17 protein-coding genes and 1 pseudogene are annotated in these 18,895 nt (G+C 62.5%); 8 read left to right on the top strand and 10 right to left on the bottom strand.

Annotation, left to right across the window (positions count from 1 at the left end; all coding sequences use genetic code 11):
* Positions 1-3: 3 nt before the first annotated feature.
* Positions 4-1,233 carry a ferredoxin:protochlorophyllide reductase (ATP-dependent) subunit N gene (locus tag HEQ17_RS00830; RefSeq protein WP_296290818.1) on the bottom strand — a complete coding sequence of 410 codons (1,230 nt, stop codon included), beginning with the start codon at positions 1,231-1,233 and terminating at the stop codon, positions 4-6.
* A gap of 61 nt (positions 1,234-1,294) precedes the next feature.
* Positions 1,295-1,798 carry a 2-vinyl bacteriochlorophyllide hydratase gene (gene bchF / locus HEQ17_RS00825; RefSeq protein ID WP_296290817.1) on the bottom strand — a complete coding sequence of 168 codons (504 nt, stop codon included), beginning with the start codon at positions 1,796-1,798 and terminating at the stop codon, positions 1,295-1,297.
* Between the two features lie 247 nt (positions 1,799-2,045).
* Between bchF and HEQ17_RS00820 the strand changes: the two genes are divergently transcribed.
* From HEQ17_RS00820 to HEQ17_RS00790, 7 genes and pseudogenes are all read left to right on the top strand, one after another.
* Positions 2,046-2,852, top strand: a complete 807-nt coding sequence (locus HEQ17_RS00820; protein WP_296290816.1) for a B12-binding domain-containing protein — start codon at positions 2,046-2,048, stop codon at positions 2,850-2,852.
* 138 nt (positions 2,853-2,990) lie between these two features.
* The gene (gene ppsR, locus HEQ17_RS00815; protein ID WP_296290815.1) at positions 2,991-4,382 is read left to right on the top strand and encodes a transcriptional regulator PpsR; all 1,392 of its coding nucleotides are present in this window, start codon (positions 2,991-2,993) and stop codon (positions 4,380-4,382) included.
* Between the two features lie 71 nt (positions 4,383-4,453).
* On the top strand, positions 4,454-5,434 hold the full coding sequence (chlG, locus tag HEQ17_RS00810; protein ID WP_296290814.1) for a chlorophyll synthase ChlG: 981 nt from the start codon (positions 4,454-4,456) through the stop codon (positions 5,432-5,434).
* On the top strand, positions 5,431-6,798 hold the full coding sequence (locus HEQ17_RS00805) for a BCD family MFS transporter (protein WP_296290813.1): 1,368 nt from the start codon (positions 5,431-5,433) through the stop codon (positions 6,796-6,798). The genes chlG and HEQ17_RS00805 overlap by 4 nt, the downstream gene beginning before the upstream one ends.
* On the top strand, positions 6,795-8,003 hold the full coding sequence (locus HEQ17_RS00800; RefSeq protein WP_296290812.1) for a geranylgeranyl diphosphate reductase: 1,209 nt from the start codon (positions 6,795-6,797) through the stop codon (positions 8,001-8,003). Before HEQ17_RS00805 ends, HEQ17_RS00800 begins: the two co-directional genes overlap by 4 nt.
* A 7-nt stretch (positions 8,004-8,010) precedes the next feature.
* Positions 8,011-8,550, top strand: coding sequence for a TspO/MBR family protein (locus HEQ17_RS00795; RefSeq protein ID WP_296290811.1), 540 nt, complete (start codon positions 8,011-8,013; stop codon positions 8,548-8,550).
* Positions 8,504-9,487: pseudogene (locus HEQ17_RS00790) on the top strand (alpha/beta fold hydrolase); the annotation flags it as partial. The gene HEQ17_RS00795 and the pseudogene HEQ17_RS00790, both read left to right, overlap by 47 nt.
* 9 nt (positions 9,488-9,496) lie before the next feature.
* Here the strand turns inward: HEQ17_RS00790 and HEQ17_RS00785 are convergent.
* The 6 genes from HEQ17_RS00785 to HEQ17_RS00760 form a co-directional block, all read right to left on the bottom strand.
* Entirely contained in the window at positions 9,497-10,975 is a 1,479-nt protein-coding gene (locus HEQ17_RS00785) for a potassium/proton antiporter (protein ID WP_296290810.1), read from the bottom strand.
* 48 nt (positions 10,976-11,023) lie between these two features.
* Positions 11,024-11,908, bottom strand: coding sequence for an alpha/beta fold hydrolase BchO (gene bchO, locus HEQ17_RS00780; RefSeq protein WP_296290809.1), 885 nt, complete (start codon positions 11,906-11,908; stop codon positions 11,024-11,026).
* Positions 11,909-11,916: 8 nt separating this feature from the next.
* Positions 11,917-13,806 carry a magnesium chelatase subunit D gene (locus HEQ17_RS00775; protein WP_296290808.1) on the bottom strand — a complete coding sequence of 630 codons (1,890 nt, stop codon included), beginning with the start codon at positions 13,804-13,806 and terminating at the stop codon, positions 11,917-11,919.
* A 23-nt stretch (positions 13,807-13,829) separates the two neighbouring features.
* Positions 13,830-14,855, bottom strand: a complete 1,026-nt coding sequence (gene bchI / locus HEQ17_RS00770) for a magnesium chelatase ATPase subunit I (protein WP_296290807.1) — start codon at positions 14,853-14,855, stop codon at positions 13,830-13,832.
* A gap of 68 nt (positions 14,856-14,923) precedes the next feature.
* On the bottom strand, positions 14,924-16,240 hold the full coding sequence (locus HEQ17_RS00765; protein WP_296290806.1) for a Coenzyme F420 hydrogenase/dehydrogenase, beta subunit C-terminal domain: 1,317 nt from the start codon (positions 16,238-16,240) through the stop codon (positions 14,924-14,926).
* A gap of 42 nt (positions 16,241-16,282) precedes the next feature.
* Positions 16,283-16,873, bottom strand: coding sequence for an NnrU family protein (locus tag HEQ17_RS00760; protein WP_296290805.1), 591 nt, complete (start codon positions 16,871-16,873; stop codon positions 16,283-16,285).
* A gap of 197 nt (positions 16,874-17,070) precedes the next feature.
* On the opposite strand from HEQ17_RS00760, the gene HEQ17_RS00755 reads away from it, so the two are divergent.
* A complete protein-coding gene (locus tag HEQ17_RS00755; RefSeq protein ID WP_296290804.1) occupies positions 17,071-17,397 on the top strand; it encodes a high-potential iron-sulfur protein in 327 nt (108 codons plus the stop codon).
* Positions 17,398-17,481: 84 nt separating this feature from the next.
* Here the strand turns inward: HEQ17_RS00755 and HEQ17_RS00750 are convergent, their stop codons facing one another.
* A complete protein-coding gene (locus HEQ17_RS00750; protein WP_296290803.1) occupies positions 17,482-18,399 on the bottom strand; it encodes a stomatin-like protein in 918 nt (305 codons plus the stop codon).
* A gap of 36 nt (positions 18,400-18,435) precedes the next feature.
* Entirely contained in the window at positions 18,436-18,855 is a 420-nt protein-coding gene (locus HEQ17_RS00745) for an NfeD family protein (protein WP_296290802.1), read from the bottom strand.
* Positions 18,856-18,895: the final 40 nt, after the last annotated feature.

The raw sequence follows: 18,895 nt of genomic DNA, 5'->3' as shown, positions 1-18,895 counted from the left end.
GCTTTAAGCGGCCAACTTCAGGCGGCGCTTGAGTGGACGGCTGAACAAGCCAGCCAGATCAATCGCTTGTTCGTAGCCCTGAATGGGGGTGAAGACCAACTCGATGGCCCACTTGGTGGTGATGCCTTGGGCCTCGAGTGGGTTGGCCAGACCCAGGCCACACACCACGAGGTCGGGGGCATCGGCGATGCAGCGGTCGAGCTGCAAGTCCACGTCTTGGCCTTCGCTGATGCGGGTGCCCGCGGGCAAGAGCGCGAGCTCTTCGGCCATGTGCTGGCGGTGCAAATAGGGCGTGCCCACTTCCACAAGGTCCATGCCCAGCTCGCGATTGACAAAGCGGGCCAACGGGATTTCGAGCTGCGAGTCGGGGAAGAAAAAGATGCGCTGGCCTTGCAACATTTGGCGCTGCACGGCCAAGGCTTTTTCGGCGCGCTGGCGTGGTGCTGCGGTGGCTTGTTCAAACACCTCGGGGGCCACACCAAACTCGGTGGCGGCCGCTTGCAGCCAAGCGGTTGTGCCTTCCACGCCCAGCGGGAAGGGGGCGGCGAGGTGCTGCGCGCCGCGCGACTGCAAAGCGCGGGCGGTGTCGGCCAAGAAAGGCTGGGCCAACAAATAGCGGGTGTTGGGGCCGACCACCGGCATGGCTTGGCTGTTGCGCGGCGGGAAGAAGCTGACTTGCAGACCCATGCGATCAAACAGGCTGCGCATCTGGTCTTCGACCACGTCGGCCAGGGTGCCCACCACCATCAGGGCGGGCGCGGTGTTGGTGCTGGCGGGCAGGCCGGGGACCATGGCCGCAAGACATGCGTCTTCGCCTTGGGTGAAGGTGGTTTCGATGCCGCTGCCCGAGTAGTTGAGCACGCGCACCTTGGGGTGGTGAATCTGGTTTTGGCGTTCGGCCGCGCGCGACAGGTCGAGCTTGATGACTTCAGATGGGCATGAGCCCACCAAGAACAACAAGCGGATGTCGGGGCGGCGCGCCAGCAACTGGCCCACCACGCGGTCGAGTTCTTCGTGCACATCGGCCAAACCGGCGAGGTCGCGCTCGTCGATGATGGCGGTGCCAAAGCGGGGTTCGGCAAAAATCATCACGCCCGCTGCCGACTGGATCAGGTGCGCGCAAGTGCGTGAGCCCACCACCAAAAAGAAGGCGTCTTGAATTTTGCGGTGCATCCAGATGATGCCGGTGAGGCCGCAAAACACCTCGCGCTGGCCGCGTTCGACCAAAGGCACGACGGTCGGTACAACCGGTAGGTTGAGGCGGAAGTTTCTGCGCGGATGGGGATGACGGTGCTCATGTGCTGGCCTGTGCACCCGATGTGGGCAAAGAAGTGGAGGTTTTTTGCAGCCGCGCCATGCGCAGCTTGCGGATGTATTGGGCAGCGTTGATGGCGTAACTGCCATAGGCCGCCAAGGCCAGCAGCAGTTGGTCGGTGGGGCTCCAAACGCCTTGCCACCAGACCCACAAATAAGCGGTGTGCAGGGCTAAAACACCCATGCTGACCACGTCTTCCCAATAGAAAGCTGGGGCAAACAGGTATTGGCCAAAGACGACTTTTTCCCAGATGGCCCCGGTGACCATGATGGCGTAGAGCACCAAGGTCTTGATCGCCACCGAGGCCAGGGCCCAGTCGGTATGTTCGCCCGTTTGCAAGCTGTGCAGCACCAGGTACAGGCTGATGCCAAAGATCAGGAACTGAACGGGTGCCAAGACCCCTTGGACCAGTGTCCAAGCGGTCGCGTCACGCCGGGCGCGTTGCGCTGGCGTGTACAAAACCTGGGTGCTGGGAGCGGGCATGGCAAACCTTGTCGGTTGTTTGAGTTTGGAATGAATGTAAGTCTGGAGATACAGTGTGTCAACATAAATTGACAATATTTGCGAATGATAGGGTTTACACTGAATACAAGTCAGCGCAATCCACGCACACTCAATGCTGTGTCTTGTGGGGTCATTCCCTGACCCTGCTCCATGCAACTCTTGCGACGAGCACTCCAATCCGGTGGAGCCTGCCGCTGGTGTCTTTCTCTGATGATCGGTGCTTGTCATGGCGCAATTCAATGTCGAAAACTCCCAGTCACTGCCCTGCGGACCAAGGTTGACACAGCATTTGCCGCAAGCTTTGCGACAGGGCTCACCTGTGGGGCCGCGTCTGGTGGGCGGCACCACGTTTACCGGCAAGTCGGCGCTCGATCTGGCGCAAATCCAAATTCTGGCGCAAGCTTGCCTTCAGGGGCTGGATGCGGCACGTCAGGTGGTTTTTGGCTGGCAGCGGCAGGGGCAATCGCTGGAAGACATTTATCTGCAAGGCATCACGCCTTGTGCCCGCCTGTTGGGAGATTGGTGGTGCGCCGACCGGCTGGACTTCGCCATGACCACCATCGCGTCGGCGCATTTACAGCAACTGTTGCACGACTTCAGCAGCGAGTTTTTGCAAGAAGCGCCCCGGCAAGCCAATGGCTTGAGCCTGCTTTTGATGACCGAGCCGGGAGCTCAACACAGCATGGGACTGTTCATGCTCAGCGAATTCTTCAAACGCGCGGGCTGGACGGTGACTTTGGGCGTGCCGCAGGATGTGACCGAGTTCAAGCGCCTGTTCCAGGCAGACTGGTATGACGCGGTGGGTATTTCGGTGAGCACGGACCGGCACTTGCAGACGCTGGGCAGCGTGCTGCCGCAGTTGCGCGAGGGCGCTGACAATCTGAACTTGCAGGTGTTTGTGGGTGGGCCGATGACCCATGTTGCGCCCGAGCGCCTCAAGGCGCTGGCCGCCCAGGTGGTGGCCGAAGATGCGCCGGCCACCGTGGCGTTCATGGGGCAGCTCATGTCGAAGGTCTTTGACAAGACATCCTGACATGCTGACTTGTACCTTGGTATGCGTGACTTCACCTTGTTGGCCAAAGGTCATGTCTTGGGGGTTTTCTTTAGGCCTATACTTCCACGGCAAATCCGGGTGTCAAAACCCTGATTACCTAAATCCTTGGTTTACAGAATGAAGCTTCCTTCTTTGGATCCGTCCAGTTTTTCCCAGTTGTTGGGCGTGGTGTCTGATGTCACCTTGGTCATGGATGCGCAGGGTGTGATCGAGGACGTGTCAACCGGACGCGACACCTTGGCTGCTTTGGGTTGTCAGTCCTGGATTGGTCGGCGCTGGATCGACACCGTGACCAGTGAGAGCCGGGTCAAAATACAGGAAATGCTGGTGTCCCAGGGAGTCCCTGAGGTGATGCGCTGGCGGCATGTCAACCACTTGTCGCCCACCGGTGCCGAGGTGGCTTTGCAGTATGTGGTCTTGCCATTGGGTGGCGGCCAAATCCTGGCCATGGGGCGCGACCTGGAGAGTTTGGCCGAGCTGCAGCGACGGCTGGTGGAAACCCAGCAGTCCATGGAGCGCGATTATTTGCGCCTGCGGCACATTGAGGCGCGCTACCGCGTCTTGTTTGACACCTCTTCCGAAGCGGTGCTGATGGTGGACGCCAGCACCCAGCGCGTGTTGGAAGCCAATGTGGGCGCACAGTCCCTGCTCAAGGACGCCGGCAAACGCTTGGTGGGCCGCGATGTGCGTGAATGTTTTGAAGGCGATAGCCAGGGTGAGGTTCAATCTCTGCTGCGCATGGCGCTGGCCACAGGCCGCATCGAGATGTGCGCGGCCCGGATTGCAGGCCTGCCTTCTGCCTGGACGGTCTCCGCCACCGTGTTCCGGCAAGAAGGTGGCGCGCAATTTCTGGTGCGCATAGTCACCCGAGATGCCAGCCCGGTGATCCATCAGGATGCCAGTTCTTCGGCCGCGCTGAGTGAGGCCATGGAGCGCTTTCCGGATGGCTGGCTGCTGACTGACACCGCCGGCATCATCAAAAGCGTCAACGAAGAAGGCATGGCCTTGTTGGGCTTGACGGCCTCTTCTCAAGTGGTGGGACAGAGCCTGGAGCGCTGGCTGCTGCGTGGGGCGGTCGATTGGGGTGTGCTGAACACCAGTTTGCGCCAGCAATTGCCGGTGCGTAATTTTGCGACCGAGGTGCGCACTTTGTCGGGCATGACTTTGCCTGTGGAGGTGTCGGCCGTGTGCCTGGCTCGACCCGAGCCGATGTTTGCCTTTTTTGTGCGTGACATGGACCGCCGCCTTCAGGGGGGGGGCTCGGTGTCGAAAAACCAGGCCAACAATCCTTTTGCCGATCTGTCGCAGTTGGTGGGCCGACGGCCGATCAAGGACATCGTGGGAGAGACCGTCGATACCATCGAGCGCATTTGCATCGAAGCGGCACTGGAGTTGACCCACAACAACCGAGCCTCGGCGGCTGAAATGCTGGGGCTGTCCCGGCAAAGCCTCTACGTCAAGTTGCGCCGCTTTGGCATGGTCTCAGAGGTGGAAACCGATCTTCCCTGAGCTGTCAATAAAAAATGACGATAAGTGTCAATCTCGATTGACATTTTCAAAACCATCTTCACAATCAGGGCATGGACATTCCGCCATTAGCCCATGTGCCTCCCCCCTCGGCCTCCCTCTCGGCACCGGTTGAACGCGTGAGCGTGCATGGGCTCACGCGGCCTGCGCTGGGGACGGTGACCGAACTTCTCAAGCCCATCACCTGGTTTCCGCCCATGTGGGCATTTGCCTGTGGTGTGGTGGCTTCAGGCCAGGATTTGCGTGCTCACTGGGGTTTGCTGCTTTTGGGGCTGGTGCTGACAGGGCCATTGGTGTGTGCCAGCAGCCAGGCGGTGAACGACTGGTTTGACCGTCATGTGGATGCCATCAACGAGCCCGAGCGCCCGATTCCCTCCGGTCGCATGCCTGGCCGCTGGGGTCTGGGCATTGCCATCGGCTGGACGGTGTTGTCGCTGTTGTGGGCCACCCTCATGGGGCCATGGGGCTTTGCGGCATGCGCGTTAGCGATCGCATTGTCCTGGGCCTACAGTGCGCCGCCTGTGCGTCTGAAACAAAACGGCTGGTGGGGCAACGCCGCTTGCGCCTTGAGTTATGAAGGCTTGGCATGGCTGACGGGCACGGCGGTCATGTTGGGCGGCGCTTGGCCCGGGCTGCATGCTGTGGCGCTGGCTCTGCTGTTCAGCGTGGGAGCGCACGGCATCATGACACTCAATGATTTCAAAGCCATGGAGGGTGACCGCCGCATGGGGGTGGCTTCCTTGCCGGTTCAGCTCGGTGCCTTGGGCGCGGCGCGGGTGGCTTGCTTGTTCATGCTGGTGCCGCAAGTGGCGGTGGCGGCTTTGCTGCTGCTCTGGCAATTGCCTTGGCACGCGAGTGCCGTGCTGGCGCTGACTTTGGCGCAGTGGCCTTTGATGGCGCGGTTTTTGCACGAACCGGTGGCTCGCGCCTTGCAGGTCAGTGCTTTTGGCGTGCCCTTGTTTGTCAGCGGCATGATGGTCAGTGCCTGGGGGCTGCGTCAATTGCAAACACATGGCGTCGGGGGGTGGGCATGAGGGCACCGACGTTTGGCTGGTTTCAGATCATCCGCCTGGGTTTGATTCAGGCCTGTCTGGGCGCGGTGGTGGTGGTGACCACCTCCACGCTCAACCGCATCATGGTGGTCGAGCTGGCGCTGCCTGCTTTGTTGCCGGGCTTTTTGGTGGCCTGGCATTACGCAGTTCAAATGGTGCGCCCGCGCATGGGTTTTGGTGCTGACAAGGGTCGGCGCAACACCCCGTGGATGATGGGCGGCATGCTGGTCTTGGGCCTGGGCGGGGTGATGGCTGCCACAGCCACGGTCTGGATGGCCGCCGAGCCGTTTTACGGTGCATTGTTGGCTTGGTTGTCATTCAGCTTGATCGGTTTGGGCGTGAGCGCCTGTGGTACCTCGCTGCTGGCCCTGATGGCCAAGCGGGTGCCCGATGAGCGCCGCGCACCTGCTGCCACCGCCGTGTGGCTGATGATGATCATGGGCTTCGCCATCACCGCAGGGGTCGTGGGCCAACTCATTGACCCCTACAGCCCTCGGGTGCTGCTGAAAGTCTCTGCGGGCCTGAGCCTGGTCACCGCATTCATCACGGCCCTGTGCTTGTGGGGTCTCGAAAAAGACGACGAGGCCATTGAGGTGGTTGTGCCGAGTGCCAACACCGAGCGTTTGCAAAAGCAAAAATTCAAAGAAGCCTTCCGGGAGGTCTGGTCCGAACCCGCAGCGCGCACCTTCACTGTGTTTGTGTTCATGTCCATGCTGGCTTACAGCGCGCAGGATTTGATTCTGGAACCCTTTGCAGGAGCCGTGCACGGTTTCACACCTGGCCAGACCACCCAGTTGTCGGGCTGGCATCACATGGGCGTGCTGATCGGCATGTTGGCAGTGGCCGGGGCGGGCTCGCGATGGGTGGCAGGGCGACTGGGATCGGTGCAGGCCTGGATGGTGGGGGGGTGCCTTGTGTCGGCGCTGGCCACGGTGGGTTTGGTCAGCTCGGCCTTGTCGGGCGAGTGGCCACTCAAGGCCAATGTGGTGTTTCTGGGTGTGGCCAACGGCGCGTTTTCGATTGCAGCGATTGCCACCATGATGCGTTTGGCCGGTGATGGCGCTGACGGCAGCGGTAGGGGCCGTGAAGGCACGCGCATGGGTTTGTGGGGGGCAGCCCAAGCGGCGGCCTTTGGTTTGGGCGGCTTGCTGGGCACGGCGGCCAGTGACTTGGCCCAAGTCCTGTTGGGTGAACAGCGCACGGCCTATGCGGCCGTGTTTGGCATGCAAGCGATGATGTTTGCTGTCTCGGCTGCGGTGGCCTTGCGTCTTCGTTCCGGGTCTCCTGCACGTCTGCCCTTGCGTTTTGATGGTTCCGCGTTGTTGAAAGGTGGGTCAAGCTCATGAACCAGAATGATTTTGATGTGGTGGTGGTGGGGGGGGGGCCTGCCGGAGCCACCGCTGCCCACGATTTGGTGCGCCAAGGCTGGCGGGTGTTGTTGCTTGACCGCCAGGGCCGCACCAAGCCTTGTGGCGGGGCGATTCCGCCGCGGCTGATCCAGGACTTTGATATCCCCGACCACCTGCTGGTGGCCAAGGTCAAGTGCGCCCGCATGATCTCACCCGCCGACAACAAGGTCGATATCCCGATCGACAACGGCTTCGTCGGCATGGTGGACCGCGACGAATTCGACGAGTATTTGCGCGAACGCGCCGCCCAGTCGGGAGCGGTGCGGTGCCAAGCTATTTTTGACAAGGTCGAGCACGATGTCAGCCAGCAGTTGTGGGTGCATTACACCCCGGTCACGTCCAAGGGGCATACAGCCGGCGAGCACGCAAAACCTGTCAAGGTCAGCACCCGGATGGTGGTGGGGGCCGATGGCGCGCGTTCCGAAGTGGCGCGACAGGCCATCCCGAATGCGCACAAGACCAAATACGTGTTCGCTTACCACGAGATCATCGAGTCGCCCATCGGCCAGCCGGGCTACGATGCAGCGCGCTGCGATGTGTATTACCAGGGTGAGGTCTCGCCCGACTTTTATGGCTGGGTGTTTCCGCACGGCAAGACCATGAGCGTGGGCATGGGCAGCGCCGACAAGGGCTATTCATTGCGCGGCGCCACGGCACGTTTGCGTGAAATTGCCGGTCTGGTCAATGCGCCCACCTTGCGCCGCGAAGGTGCGCCGATACCTCTCAAGCCCTTGCCCCAATGGGACAACGGCCGCGACGTGGTGGTGGTGGGTGATGCTGCAGGTGTGGTCGCACCCTCATCGGGCGAGGGTATTTATTACGCCATGGACTGCGCCCGCCGCGTCGCCCAAGGCACCCATCAGGCCCTCAAAACCGGCAACAGCGCTTGCCTCAAACAAGGCCGCAAGAGTTTCATGAAGCAACACGGCCGCGTGTTCTGGATCCTGGGGGTGATGCAGTACTTCTGGTACCAGAGCGACCGCCGTCGTGAGAAGTTCGTCAAGATTTGCGAAGACCGCGATGTGCAGCGTTTGACGTTTGAGTCCTACATGAACAAGGAGTTGGCGCGCAAGGACCCGATGGCGCATGTGCGCATTTTCTTCAAGGACATGGCGCACCTGTTGGGCCTGGCGCGCACGTGAGGTCTTGGTGAGTCCGCACCCCGAACACGGTTTGCCCGTGGTGACCTCATGGCGCATGGGCCAGGCTTCGCTGCGTGCCCTGCTGGTGGCTTTTGTGCTCAGCTACACCACAGCGGGCATCGGTGCCGCCCTGACCGAGCTGGGGCCTTGGTATTTGGCCTTACGCCACCCCGCATGGAAGCCACCAGATGCCGCTTTTGGCGTGATCTGGAGCACTATTTTTACGCTGTGCGCCATCAGCGGCTGGTTGGCCTGGCAGGCAGCGGACACCCATGCACTGCGACGCCGAGTGCTGGTTTTGTTTGGCGCGAACGCGCTGCTCAATATCCTCTGGAGCGCGCTTTACTTCAAACTGCAGCGCCCGGACTGGGCACTGTTCGAGCTGGTGTTCTTGTGGTTGTCGATTTTGGCGATGGTCATTGGCCTTTGGCGTTTGTCGCGCTGGGCCAGTTTGCTTTTGGTCACTTACTGGGTCTGGGTCAGCATCGCCGCTGTGCTGAATGTGCAGACGGTGCTGCTCAATGGCCCCTTTGGCCCGCCTGCCTGAGCGCAGGACAGGCGGCTGGCAACGCAGGCAAAGAAAGCCCCTGATGTTGGCTTTGACCGTCTTGAGCGCCTTGTCACTGTGGTTGTGGACCCCTGACCTGCCACGCGAGCAGTTGCACAAGCACTACCTGAGTGCGCCGGGTGACCTGCGCACGGTGGACCCTTGGGCGCTGCATGTGCGCGACACGGGGCCGCGTGCGGCACCCGTGGTGGTCATGCTGCATGGTTTTGGGTCCAGTCTGCACACCTGGGACGTCTGGGCTGAGGGACTGTCTGCCACCCACCGGGTGATCCGCATCGATTTGCCGGGCAGTGGCCTGAGCCCGCCCGATCCGGCGCACGACTATAGCGATGCGCGCAGTGTGCAAATGCTGTTGCGCCTGCTGGACGACTCGGGTGTGGCCCGCGCCAGTTGGGTGGGCCATTCGATGGGGGGACGCATTGCCTGGACTTTGGCGGCACGTTACCCCGAGCGCGTCGATCGGCTGGTGCTGGTGGCCCCGGACGGCTTTGCCAGTTCTGGTTTTGAATACGGCAAGCCCATCGAGGTGTCCGCCACGCTGGGCCTGATGCGTCATGTGCTGCCCAAGCCGCTGTTGCGCATGAACTTGCAAGCCGCTTATGCGCAGCCCGATAGCCTGAGCGATGCGCTGATCGACAGATACCACGACTTGTTGCGCGCTCCGGGCGCGCGCCAGGCCATGCTCGAGCGCTTGAGTCAAACCGTGCTGCAAGAACCCGGGCCGCTGCTGCGCCAGATCAAGGCCCCTACTTTGCTGGTTTGGGGCGAGGCCGACGCCATGATCCCGTTTGGCAATGCCCGCGATTACCTACAGGCCATCCCGGGCAGCCGTCTGGTGTCCTGGCCCGCAGTGGGGCATGTGCCCCAGGAAGAAGCGGCACGGGCATCGCTGCAGGCCGTGGCGGATTTTTTGCGTTCAGGCGCTTCAGGTGATGCGAATGCCCACTTGGGTGATGCGGTTGCCATCGGTGGCGCGCACGCTGATCTCGGCTTTGCCCAGGTGCGCCGTGTCACCTTCTACGGGAGGGCGGTGCAGCGTGTCGGCCAACCATAGGCCCACGGTCTTTTCGGCATCGCAGGGCAATTCCAAACCGTAAAACAGGCACAGATCGCCCATGGGTGTGGGCGCTGCCAATACAAAATCACCAAACACCAGACGGGCATGTTCGGTGTCGTCCAGGTCAGGCAGGACCACATTCAGGCGGTGCGCGCTCCAGGCAATCGTCGAGCCCTGCAGCACCAACGAAGTCAGCACCACAATGAAGGCGACATTGAAGTAAATGTTGGCGTTTTCCACCCCCGCCATCACCGGGAACACCGCCAACACAATCGGCACCGCCCCGCGCAGCCCCACCCAGGAGATGAAGGTGATCTCGCGCCCAGAAAAGTGCAAGGGCTTCAGGCACAGCCAGACCGACAGTGGGCGTGCCACGAACATCAGCACCAGCGAGACCCCGATCGCAGGCCACAGTGTGGTCAACATGTCGGAAGGGGTCACCAGCAGACCCAGCAACAAGAACATGCCCGCCTGGGACAGCCAGGCGTAGCCGTCCATGGCCGACAAGGATGCGCGCACCTGCCGCCGTGCCCGGTTGCCCACCACCACACCCATCAGGTAGACCGCCAAAAAGCCTGAGCCGCCAAACCAGGTGGTGAAGGCAAACACCGTCAGTCCACCCGAGACAATGAGGAGCGCGCGAACACCGCCGCCGCCGTCTTCTCCTCGGCCCAGGCGTTTGAGCAGTTCGGCCATGGCCCACCCGCAGGCCAGACCCAACACGCTGCCCCAGCCCATTTGTTGCAGCAGTGACAGCAACACGTCTAAAACCCCCGGTGTCGTCGTGTCGGGCTGTCCCATGGCCAAGGCGATGGCAATGAAGGTCAGGGTCAGGTAAACCGCCATGGGATCGTTCATGCCCGACTCGATTTCCAGTGTGGCTGCCACCCGCTCGTTCAGGTGCACTTCGGAGGATTTGAGCAGGGAGAACACGGCCGCTGCGTCGGTCGAGCCGACGATGGCCCCCACCAGCAAAGCCAGCGGCCAGGACAAATCCAACAGCCAATAGGCCGCAAAACCGGTGATGCCGGTGCACAGCACCACGCCCAGCGTGGCCAATAACAGAGAAGGGCGCAAACCGGTGCGAAACGTGGCCATCTGGGTGCGCAGGCCGCCATCCAGCAAGATCACGGCCAAGGCCACGTTACCGACCCAGAAGCTCAGACGGAAATCGTCAAACACCAGGCCCCCAGGCCCGTCAACGCCCGCCAAGATGCCGACCACCAAAAAAATCAACAGAAAAGAAAAACCGATGCGCGCAGAAAACACCCCGGCCAAGACGCTGATGAACACCAGCGCAGCACCGACCATCAAAGGCAATGAGAGGAAATCAAGGGACAAAACCATGTCTTGAAAGTACCACAAGACGGGAACCACCCATCGGGCATGGGTTTGTCAGTTTTTGCTGCAGCGCAAAATGTACTGGCTGGTGCCGACCGGATCTTGTTCATGGGCCAGATGGCCCAAACCCGCTTGCCGGTGTTGTTGGGCGTGCGGCAGGCGCAAGACTGCTTGGTCGGCCAGTGCCGGGGGCACAGTCTGGTCTTGCGCGCCAATGAGCATGAACACCGGGTTGCGGATCTCATGCAGGCGCGCGGCCAGAGGCTTGAGCTGCCAGGCCGCCATCATCGACAGCACCCCGTGCACATGGCCCGAGTCGCTCAGCACGCGGGTGTACAAATCCAGCCCTTGTGCATCGAGCGTGGAGCCGGTGCGCTCAAGCCACTCGGCCACGGCTGCGGGTTGGGCCGCCATTTTGGCGGTAGCCCAGGCCGACAGCGGGTTGAGCGCCGCCAGTTTGGCCGCTGGGCCAAACAACCACGAGGCCACACCGGGCAGCGGCAGCCAAGCCGGGTTCAGACCGATCAGGGTGCTGCGCGCCAGGCTGTCCATGTGCAACGCCATGTGGGCGGCGATCGCGGCTCCGGCCGAATGGCCCACGATGACTTGGGGCGTCAATTGCAATTGCAGCGTCAGGGCACGCAGAGCTTCGGCCATGCCGGGCAGCGACAGGGCACCGTCGGGCCCCCGGCTGGTGAAGGCGTGGCCCGGCAAGTCAGGTGCAAGCACGGTGAAGTGCTGAGCCAGCGTGGGCAAAAGGCCGCGCCAGCTGAAGTTGCCCGAACCAGTGCCGTGCAAGAGCAGCATGCAAGGGCCCTGGCCCATCATTTGCAGATGCCAGTGGATACCCCCAGCCTTCACAAATCGGCTGTGCTGGGTATGTGGCCAGTGTGGCCGGTGTTCGGCCCAGGACATGCTGGGGTAAAAACGCTCGAACATGGCAGGGCTCAGGCAAGGCCTGTGCGCAGGTTGTCCATGGCGTGGGCCATGCGCTGGGCTTGCACCTGCGGCATGGGCATGTAGCTCGCACCCATGGTCGCGGCCAGTTGCCGGGCTTGGGCATCGGGCTGAACGCTGGTGTCGATCCACAGAGCGCAGTGGCCGCTGCTGCGCCATTGCTGGCCCCAGTTGTCGGCGTCGGCCAGTGCCTGGGCACGGCCGCCCAGTCCTTGCAGTGTGACGTTGGCGCGCCCGTCGCTCAGCACCACCAGGATGGGCGTGACACCCTGGCGCTGCAGCAAGGCGGCTTGTTCGTGCGCCATTTTGAGGGCGAGTGCCAGGGGAGTGCCGCCACCACCGGGCAAGCCGGTCATGGCGCGTTTGGCGCGCACCAGCGAGCGTGTTGCGGGCAGCAACAACTGAGCCTGCGCACCCCGAAAGGCCACGATGCACACGCTGTCGCGCCGTGCATAGGACTGCTGCAGCAGCAACTCGACCGCGCCCTTGGCTTCGGCCAGGCGCTGCAAGGCGGCCGAGCCGGAGGCGTCGAGCGCCAGGATCAGGCAACTCGATGACCGCTGCTGGTGGCGCTGGATGTGGAAGTCTTCGGCGCGGATGGCGATGCGGCGTTGGGTGCTGGCTGCTGTGTCGCTGCCAGAGGTCAGAGGCGCTGCCAGACGCAAGCGTTGCTTGGGCGCGGCAGCGCGCAAGGTGGCCAACACATGCAGCCGCGCATGGCCGCCGGGGCGTCCCGGGCGTGCGGGCAGGGGCCTGCCACGTTGTTGACCGGCCCGGGTCTGGCCGCTGCGGCCGGAGGTGTGGCTGCTGCGCGCGCCTTTTTGTGTGGCCAGTGCGTCCAGCATGTGCGGCGGCAAGCTGGCCAGGGCGGCGGCCACCATCATCTCTTGCAGGTCTTCGGCGCTGGGTTCTTGGGGTAGGGTGTCTTGCGGCGCATCTTCTGGCGCTTGGCCCGATGGCGGCGGATCGCTCGGCTCCAGGTTTTGCGGTGGTTCAGTGTTGTCGGATTGCGGCGGCTCTGTGGGTTCTTTTTCTTCTGACGGCTCGGCAGGCCACTGCGTGGCGCGGGGCGCGAGCACGCAGCGCGCGGCAAAGCCCAGGTCTTCGTCGTCCAGCACGCTGCGCCCGTTGAGCGCTGCGTGCGCACAAGCCGCGCGCAGCGCCAGGCTGGGCGCACGCAAGGAGGGGATGCCCAGGCCCAGCGACGAAGCGCACAGTGCGTGCAGTTGTGCATCACTGGCTTGCACGTGCAGCAGTTTTGCGCGTGCCCGCGACAGCGCCCCAGGGCTCAGGTGAAGCTGCAGTGCATCTTCTTCGCTGTGGATCGTGTGGCTGTCCAGCCCCGCGTCGATGTCCGAATGCGACAGCGCCTGAAGGTCAAGCCACAGGCCCAGGCGCTCTTGCAGCGCAGCGTTCACGCCCGCCTCGTCGGGCAAGGATTCGTCCAGCGCCACCACGCCAAAGCGGGTGGCGCTGGGCGCACTGGCGTGTTGTGTGGCCGCCACTTGGCCAGTGTCCAGGGCCTGCAGCAGGGGAGCCAGCAGGGCCGGGGGCAGGCGCTCGGCCATGGGCAGGCAAACCAGGCCTTGGTCGGCTTGTTGCAACAAGCCCGCTTGCATGCGCAGTTGCCCTGTTTGCAGGGTGTAGGCCAGATCGATGCCACCCAGCAGGCGCTCGGCATCGGCGGAGCCGGGCACTTTGACCAGTGGCAGGCCCAAGCCCGCCAGCGCGCTCAGCCAGCGCTCGCGCACCGGGCCGTGCGGCGCGCGCAGGCACACGCCACCCAAGCCGTGCGGGTCGAGCTGCAGAATTTGCAGGCTGGTCAGCGCATCGTGCCAGGCATGCAGGCGCTGCTGGGTTGGGTTGTTGTTGTGGGCCATGGGCTGCAGGGCAGTGCAGCGCCTCAAGTGGCCAGCACTTCTTGCAGGCTGCGTTGCACGCGCACGCCCGAGTCGGTGTCGTCCAGAGGGTTGCGGCGCAGACGGTGGCGCAGGGCCAGCGGGGCCATGCTTTGCAGGTGTTCGGCCTGCACCGTCAATTGCCCTTGCAGCGCGGCAAAGGCGCGGGTGGCACGCAGCAGCGTGAGTTCGGCGCGCAGGCCGTCGGTGCCCAGTTGCTGGCACAGCCGGGCGCACAGCATCAGCATGTCGTCGCTCACCGTGACCGCGGCCAAACGTCCACGCGCCTTGAGGATGCGTTTTTGCAGCTTCTGGTTGTCTTTGTGCCACAGCGCCTTGAAGCCGACCGGGTCTTTTTCAAAGGCGTCGCGGCGTTTGATGATGTCCACCCGCAGCGCAAGGTCTTGCGGCGTGCGCACCTGCACCGACAGGCCAAAACGGTCCAGCAGTTGCGGGCGCAACTCGCCCTCTTCGGGGTTGCCGCTGCCCACCAACACAAAGCGCGCTGGGTGGCGCACACTCAGACCTTCGCGCTCGACCAGGTTTTCGCCCGAGGCGGCCACGTCGATCAGCAGGTCCACCAAATGGTCGTCGAGCAGGTTGACTTCGTCGATGTACAAAAAGCCCCGGTGCGCTTGCGCCAGCAGGCCGGGGGCGAAGGATTTAACGCCTTGCGACAGGGCCTTTTCCAGATCGAGCGCGCCAACCACGCGGTCTTCGGTCGCACCCAAAGGCAGGTCAACCACGGCCACGCTCTGGCGCTCGGTCACGATTTTGGTTTTCGGTGCACGCCCCTGACAGGCCGGGCAGTTGCCCGCCGGTTGGGTCGGGTCGCAGCGGTAGGGGCACCCCTTGACCACCTGAATGGGTGGCAGCAAATCGGCCAGGGCCCGCACAGCGGTGGATTTGCCGGTACCCCGGTCACCCAGCACGAGCACGCCGCCAATGGAGGGGTCGACCGCCACCACCTGGATGGCGAGAGTCATGTCGTCCTGACCAACGATGGCCGCGAAGGGGAAGGTCAATGCCATGGGGCGTATTTCCGCAAAACTGTTCTCGGACCATCATCCAAAAGACGCGCCAAAGTGTCAAGTTAAATTTACAGTTTGTGGTTTGATGTGTCCAGAGGGGCAGAGGATGAGGGGGTTTCGGGTTTGGATTTTTCGGGGACGGCTGCCTCGGGTTGGAGGCCATAGCGCGCCGCCAGCGCCCAGACATGTGCAGGCAGCATGTTCTTGATGCGCGCAGGTGCCTCGCGGCGCAGGTGCAAGATGGACTCGATCGCCTTCATCTCGACTCTGGCGCGGGCAAATTCCAGGCCACGCGGGCCGACCCGGGGCATCAGCCAGTTGACCAGCGGCTTGATCCAGGCGGGCATGCGTCGCAGCGGCAGGCCCCCCGCGGCGCGCTCGGTGTTGGCCATGAACCCCCGCACGGGGCCCTCTCTTTTGCCTCGGCTGATCGGTGTGCTGGCGACCAGTTGGTTCTGGATGCCATTCAACACGGCTTGCCCGCGTGCGTTGCGCACCAGCAACCATTGCTGGCCGTGCCCACCCATGTAACCCACGGTGATGTCGGACAGCGCATTGGTGTAGTCCACGCAGGTGCGGCAGGTCAGCGGAAAAAAGTCGGGCGGCAGGGTGGACAGTGGCAGGTTCAAAAATGGAATCAGCCGCTTGTCGCCCTGGTCGGTACGCACCTCCACCTTGTAGTCGGCGCGAAACTCGACATAGCTGATGTCTTCTGGCCTGTCAGAAATCAACCCCAAAAATTGGTGAAAGTTTTCGGTGGTGGTGTTGTCCGAGCAGGGCGTGCCGATGACATACAACTGTTCCAGCCCTTGCTCTTGTTCGAGCTGCGGCTGGATGGCGCGCAGCGCATAGACTTGGCAGGGGATGCCGATGACAGCCAGGCGCTTGTGGCCTTGGGCCAGCGCGGGCTCAACCAGGCTGAGCAAGGGCGCATAGCCCATGCGCATGCCCCGGCACTGCGCCATGTCTTGCGCGCGGGTGACCAACACCGGGCGGGGCCGCCAGCGGTCGTGCGTGTCGGCGGCCATGGCGATCACCGCGTCGACCAGGCCTTTTTCGAGCAGCACTTCGGCCAAGCGGGTGGTGATGCCGGTCCACTGCGCGCCCTGGGTGGGCGGGTCCAGGCGGGCGCTCAGGATCTGCTGGTAAGGACCAAAGAACAACTCGTCGGGCTGAGCCTTGTGCGCGGCGTGGCCCTGTTGGCGTACGCGGCCGTGCACGCGACGCTCCAGCCCCGGGTAGTCGGGCTGGATGAACTGGCAGGCCTGGCCGCAACGTTTGGGGTCGTTGGTGCGAGACAGGCCGCAGTCGGTGCACAGCTTGCGTGCTGGGGCCGTGGCTGTTGAGCTTTGGGTATTGGATGCACTCAAGGCAGGTGGTTTCATGGGCGCAGCTTCAACGGGGCAGTCGCCGTCCATGAATCGGGCTTAGCCAGCGCGTGTGAAGGGCATCACGCCCACCAGCCAGACGTGCCAGCCGCCCATCAGGAAAGCCGCCCATACCCCAGTGCCCGCCACCAAGGTGAGCAATGTGCCCAGCAGTTGGCCGTCGGGCGCAGAGTACATCTTCGCGCGGTCTCGTCGGCGTGCCGCGCGGAACACCAGCACCGACCAGACGAGAAAGCCGCCGAACAGCAACACATCAGCCAAGTTGCCGTTGGACAACAAATGCCCCAGTGCCCAGACCTTGACCGACAAGGTCATGGGATGGCGCAGTTTGGCCTTGATCTGGTTGCCTGGCACATACGTGGCCAGCAGCAAGACCATGGCCAACCACATCAGCAAAATGGTGGCGTGCTGCATGCCGCGTGGGGGTGTCCATAGCACCACTGGGTCGAGGCGCGCCAGGCCGTAGCCTTGCACCAGCAGATACAGGCCCAGCAAGGACACCGCTGCATAAACCGCCTTGTACCCCAGTGCGCCCCAACGCTGTTGTGCGCCTTGACGCCATTGCGGAGCCAGGCTCTGCAGCGAGTGGATGCCCAAAAAGAGCGCAAGACCGAACAGCAATTCCAACATGAAAAACTCCTTGTCTCTGGGCCATGGGCCTTTGAAAGTACGCATTCTGACACGGGCTGTCCAGTCCGGCTGACATTGGGGCGACCGGGCCTTTCCTGTGTGATTTGCTCAGGTATTGCGCTTGTCAAGACAATGCGACTGAACTGGCGCACAATGAACTGTCCAGTAATTTTTGATATACCTTCGAGGAGTCCAGCATGTCCCGTTTCAACGCCATCCCTTCCAACCGCCGCGTCTTCATGATGCAAGTGGCCACAGCCGCAACCGCCATCATGGTGGCCAGCGAAGCCTCTGCTCAAGCCATGTTGGACGAAAAAGATCCACAAGCGGTGGGCCTGGCCTATAAAGCCGACGCCACCAAAGTCGACAAAGCCAAGAACCCTAAGTACGTCGCCGGAAGCAACTGTGCCAACTGCGCATTGTTCCAAGCCAAACCGGGCGCTGTTTCGGGGGGTTGCCCCTTGTTTGGTGCCAAGCAAGTGTCGGCCAAAGGCTGGTGCTCTGCCTGGGCTAAAAAGGCCTGAGGCCCGTCCAGGTGCCATCGGGGGATCGCCCGATGCCAGAAAAAAACCCGCCTCGGCGGGTTTTTTTGCATCTACAGCTCAGCTTCAGCCCGCTTGTTTGCCCGTGCTCACCATCCGCATGGCCGAGGCGATCAGACCAGACACTTCGGTCATGTTACCCGGCACGATCAGCGTGGTCTTGGCGTCTTGTGCCACTTTGGCATAGGCTTGCACCGCTTGCTCGGCCACCTTGAGTTGCACGGCTTGCTCGCCCCCAGGCTGGCGTATGGCGGTAGCAATCCGCTCAATGGCTTGGGCTGTGGCGTTGGCTAATTCGGTGATGGCGGCGGCATCGCCTTGGGCCTTGTTGATGGCCGCTTGCTTTTCGCCCTCGGATCGGGCAATGAAAGCCTCGCGCTCGCCGGTAGCGATGTTGATCTGCTCCTGGCGACGGCCTTCGGAGGCGGCGATCAGGGCACGTTTTTCTCGTTCGGCCGTGATCTGCGACTGCATGGCCAGCAAAATCTCTTTGGGCGGTGTCAGGTCCTTGATCTCGTAGCGCAGCACCTTCACGCCCCAGTTGAGCGCTGCTTCGTCGATGGCGGCCACCACCTGGGCGTTGATGATGTCACGCTCTTCAAACGTTTTGTCCAGCTCCAGCTTGCCGATCACGCTGCGCAGGCTGGTTTGGGCCAGTTGCGTCACCGCCACGATGTAGTTGGACGAGCCGTAGCTGGCCAGCTTGGGGTCGGTCACCTGAAAGTACAGGATGCCGTCCACCTGCAACTGTGTGTTGTCGCGTGTGATGCAAATCTGGCTGGGCACGTCGAGAGGAATTTCTTTCAGGCTGTGTTTCTGGATCACCTTGTCCACAAAGGGCACCACAAAGTTCAGGCCTGGGGCCAGGCTGGCGTGGAATTTACCCAGCCTTTCGACCACCCAGGCCTCTTGTTGAGGCACGACCTTGACGGTCTTGACGATGAACAGGATTGCGATGATGACAAGGACGGCTGAGAATTCCATGGCTTATTTTCCTCTAGGTGGTTTAAATCGGTGTGTTCAGATTTTTTCAAGCACCAAGCGGTTTCCTGCCATGGCCTGAATGCGATGCGCGCCCGGTGTGGCGATTTGACCTGGGGCCAGCAAGGCGGTCCAGGCGGCGCCCCGGTGCTGGACCTGGGCGGTGCCTTGTGCGTCCCAGGCCTCGACCTCCACCGTGGCGCCGAGGTCCAGGTGTTGGTCTTGGGTTTCTTGTGGCGTGGTGGTTTGGCGCTTGCGCCACTGGCCCAGAAAGACGGCCCCCAGGCCGCCCACCACGGCGGCGGCCACCAATTGCGTACTCAGGCCATATCCCCCGAATGCAACCAAGGCCGCAGCCACAGTGCCTAGGCCCAACATCAGCAGGTAAAAGGTGCCGGTCACCAACTCCAAAGCCACCAAGACGCCGGTCAGCACCCACCACATCGTTGTATCGTTCATGAAAGATCTCCCTAGTTTGTGGCCGTATTGTCCACTTTGT

Source organism: Limnohabitans sp. (genome assembly GCF_023910625.1).
In the GTDB taxonomy this organism is placed as follows: Bacteria; Pseudomonadota; Gammaproteobacteria; order Burkholderiales; family Burkholderiaceae_C; genus Limnohabitans_A.
This window is presented reverse-complemented; position numbering and strand designations above follow the sequence as displayed.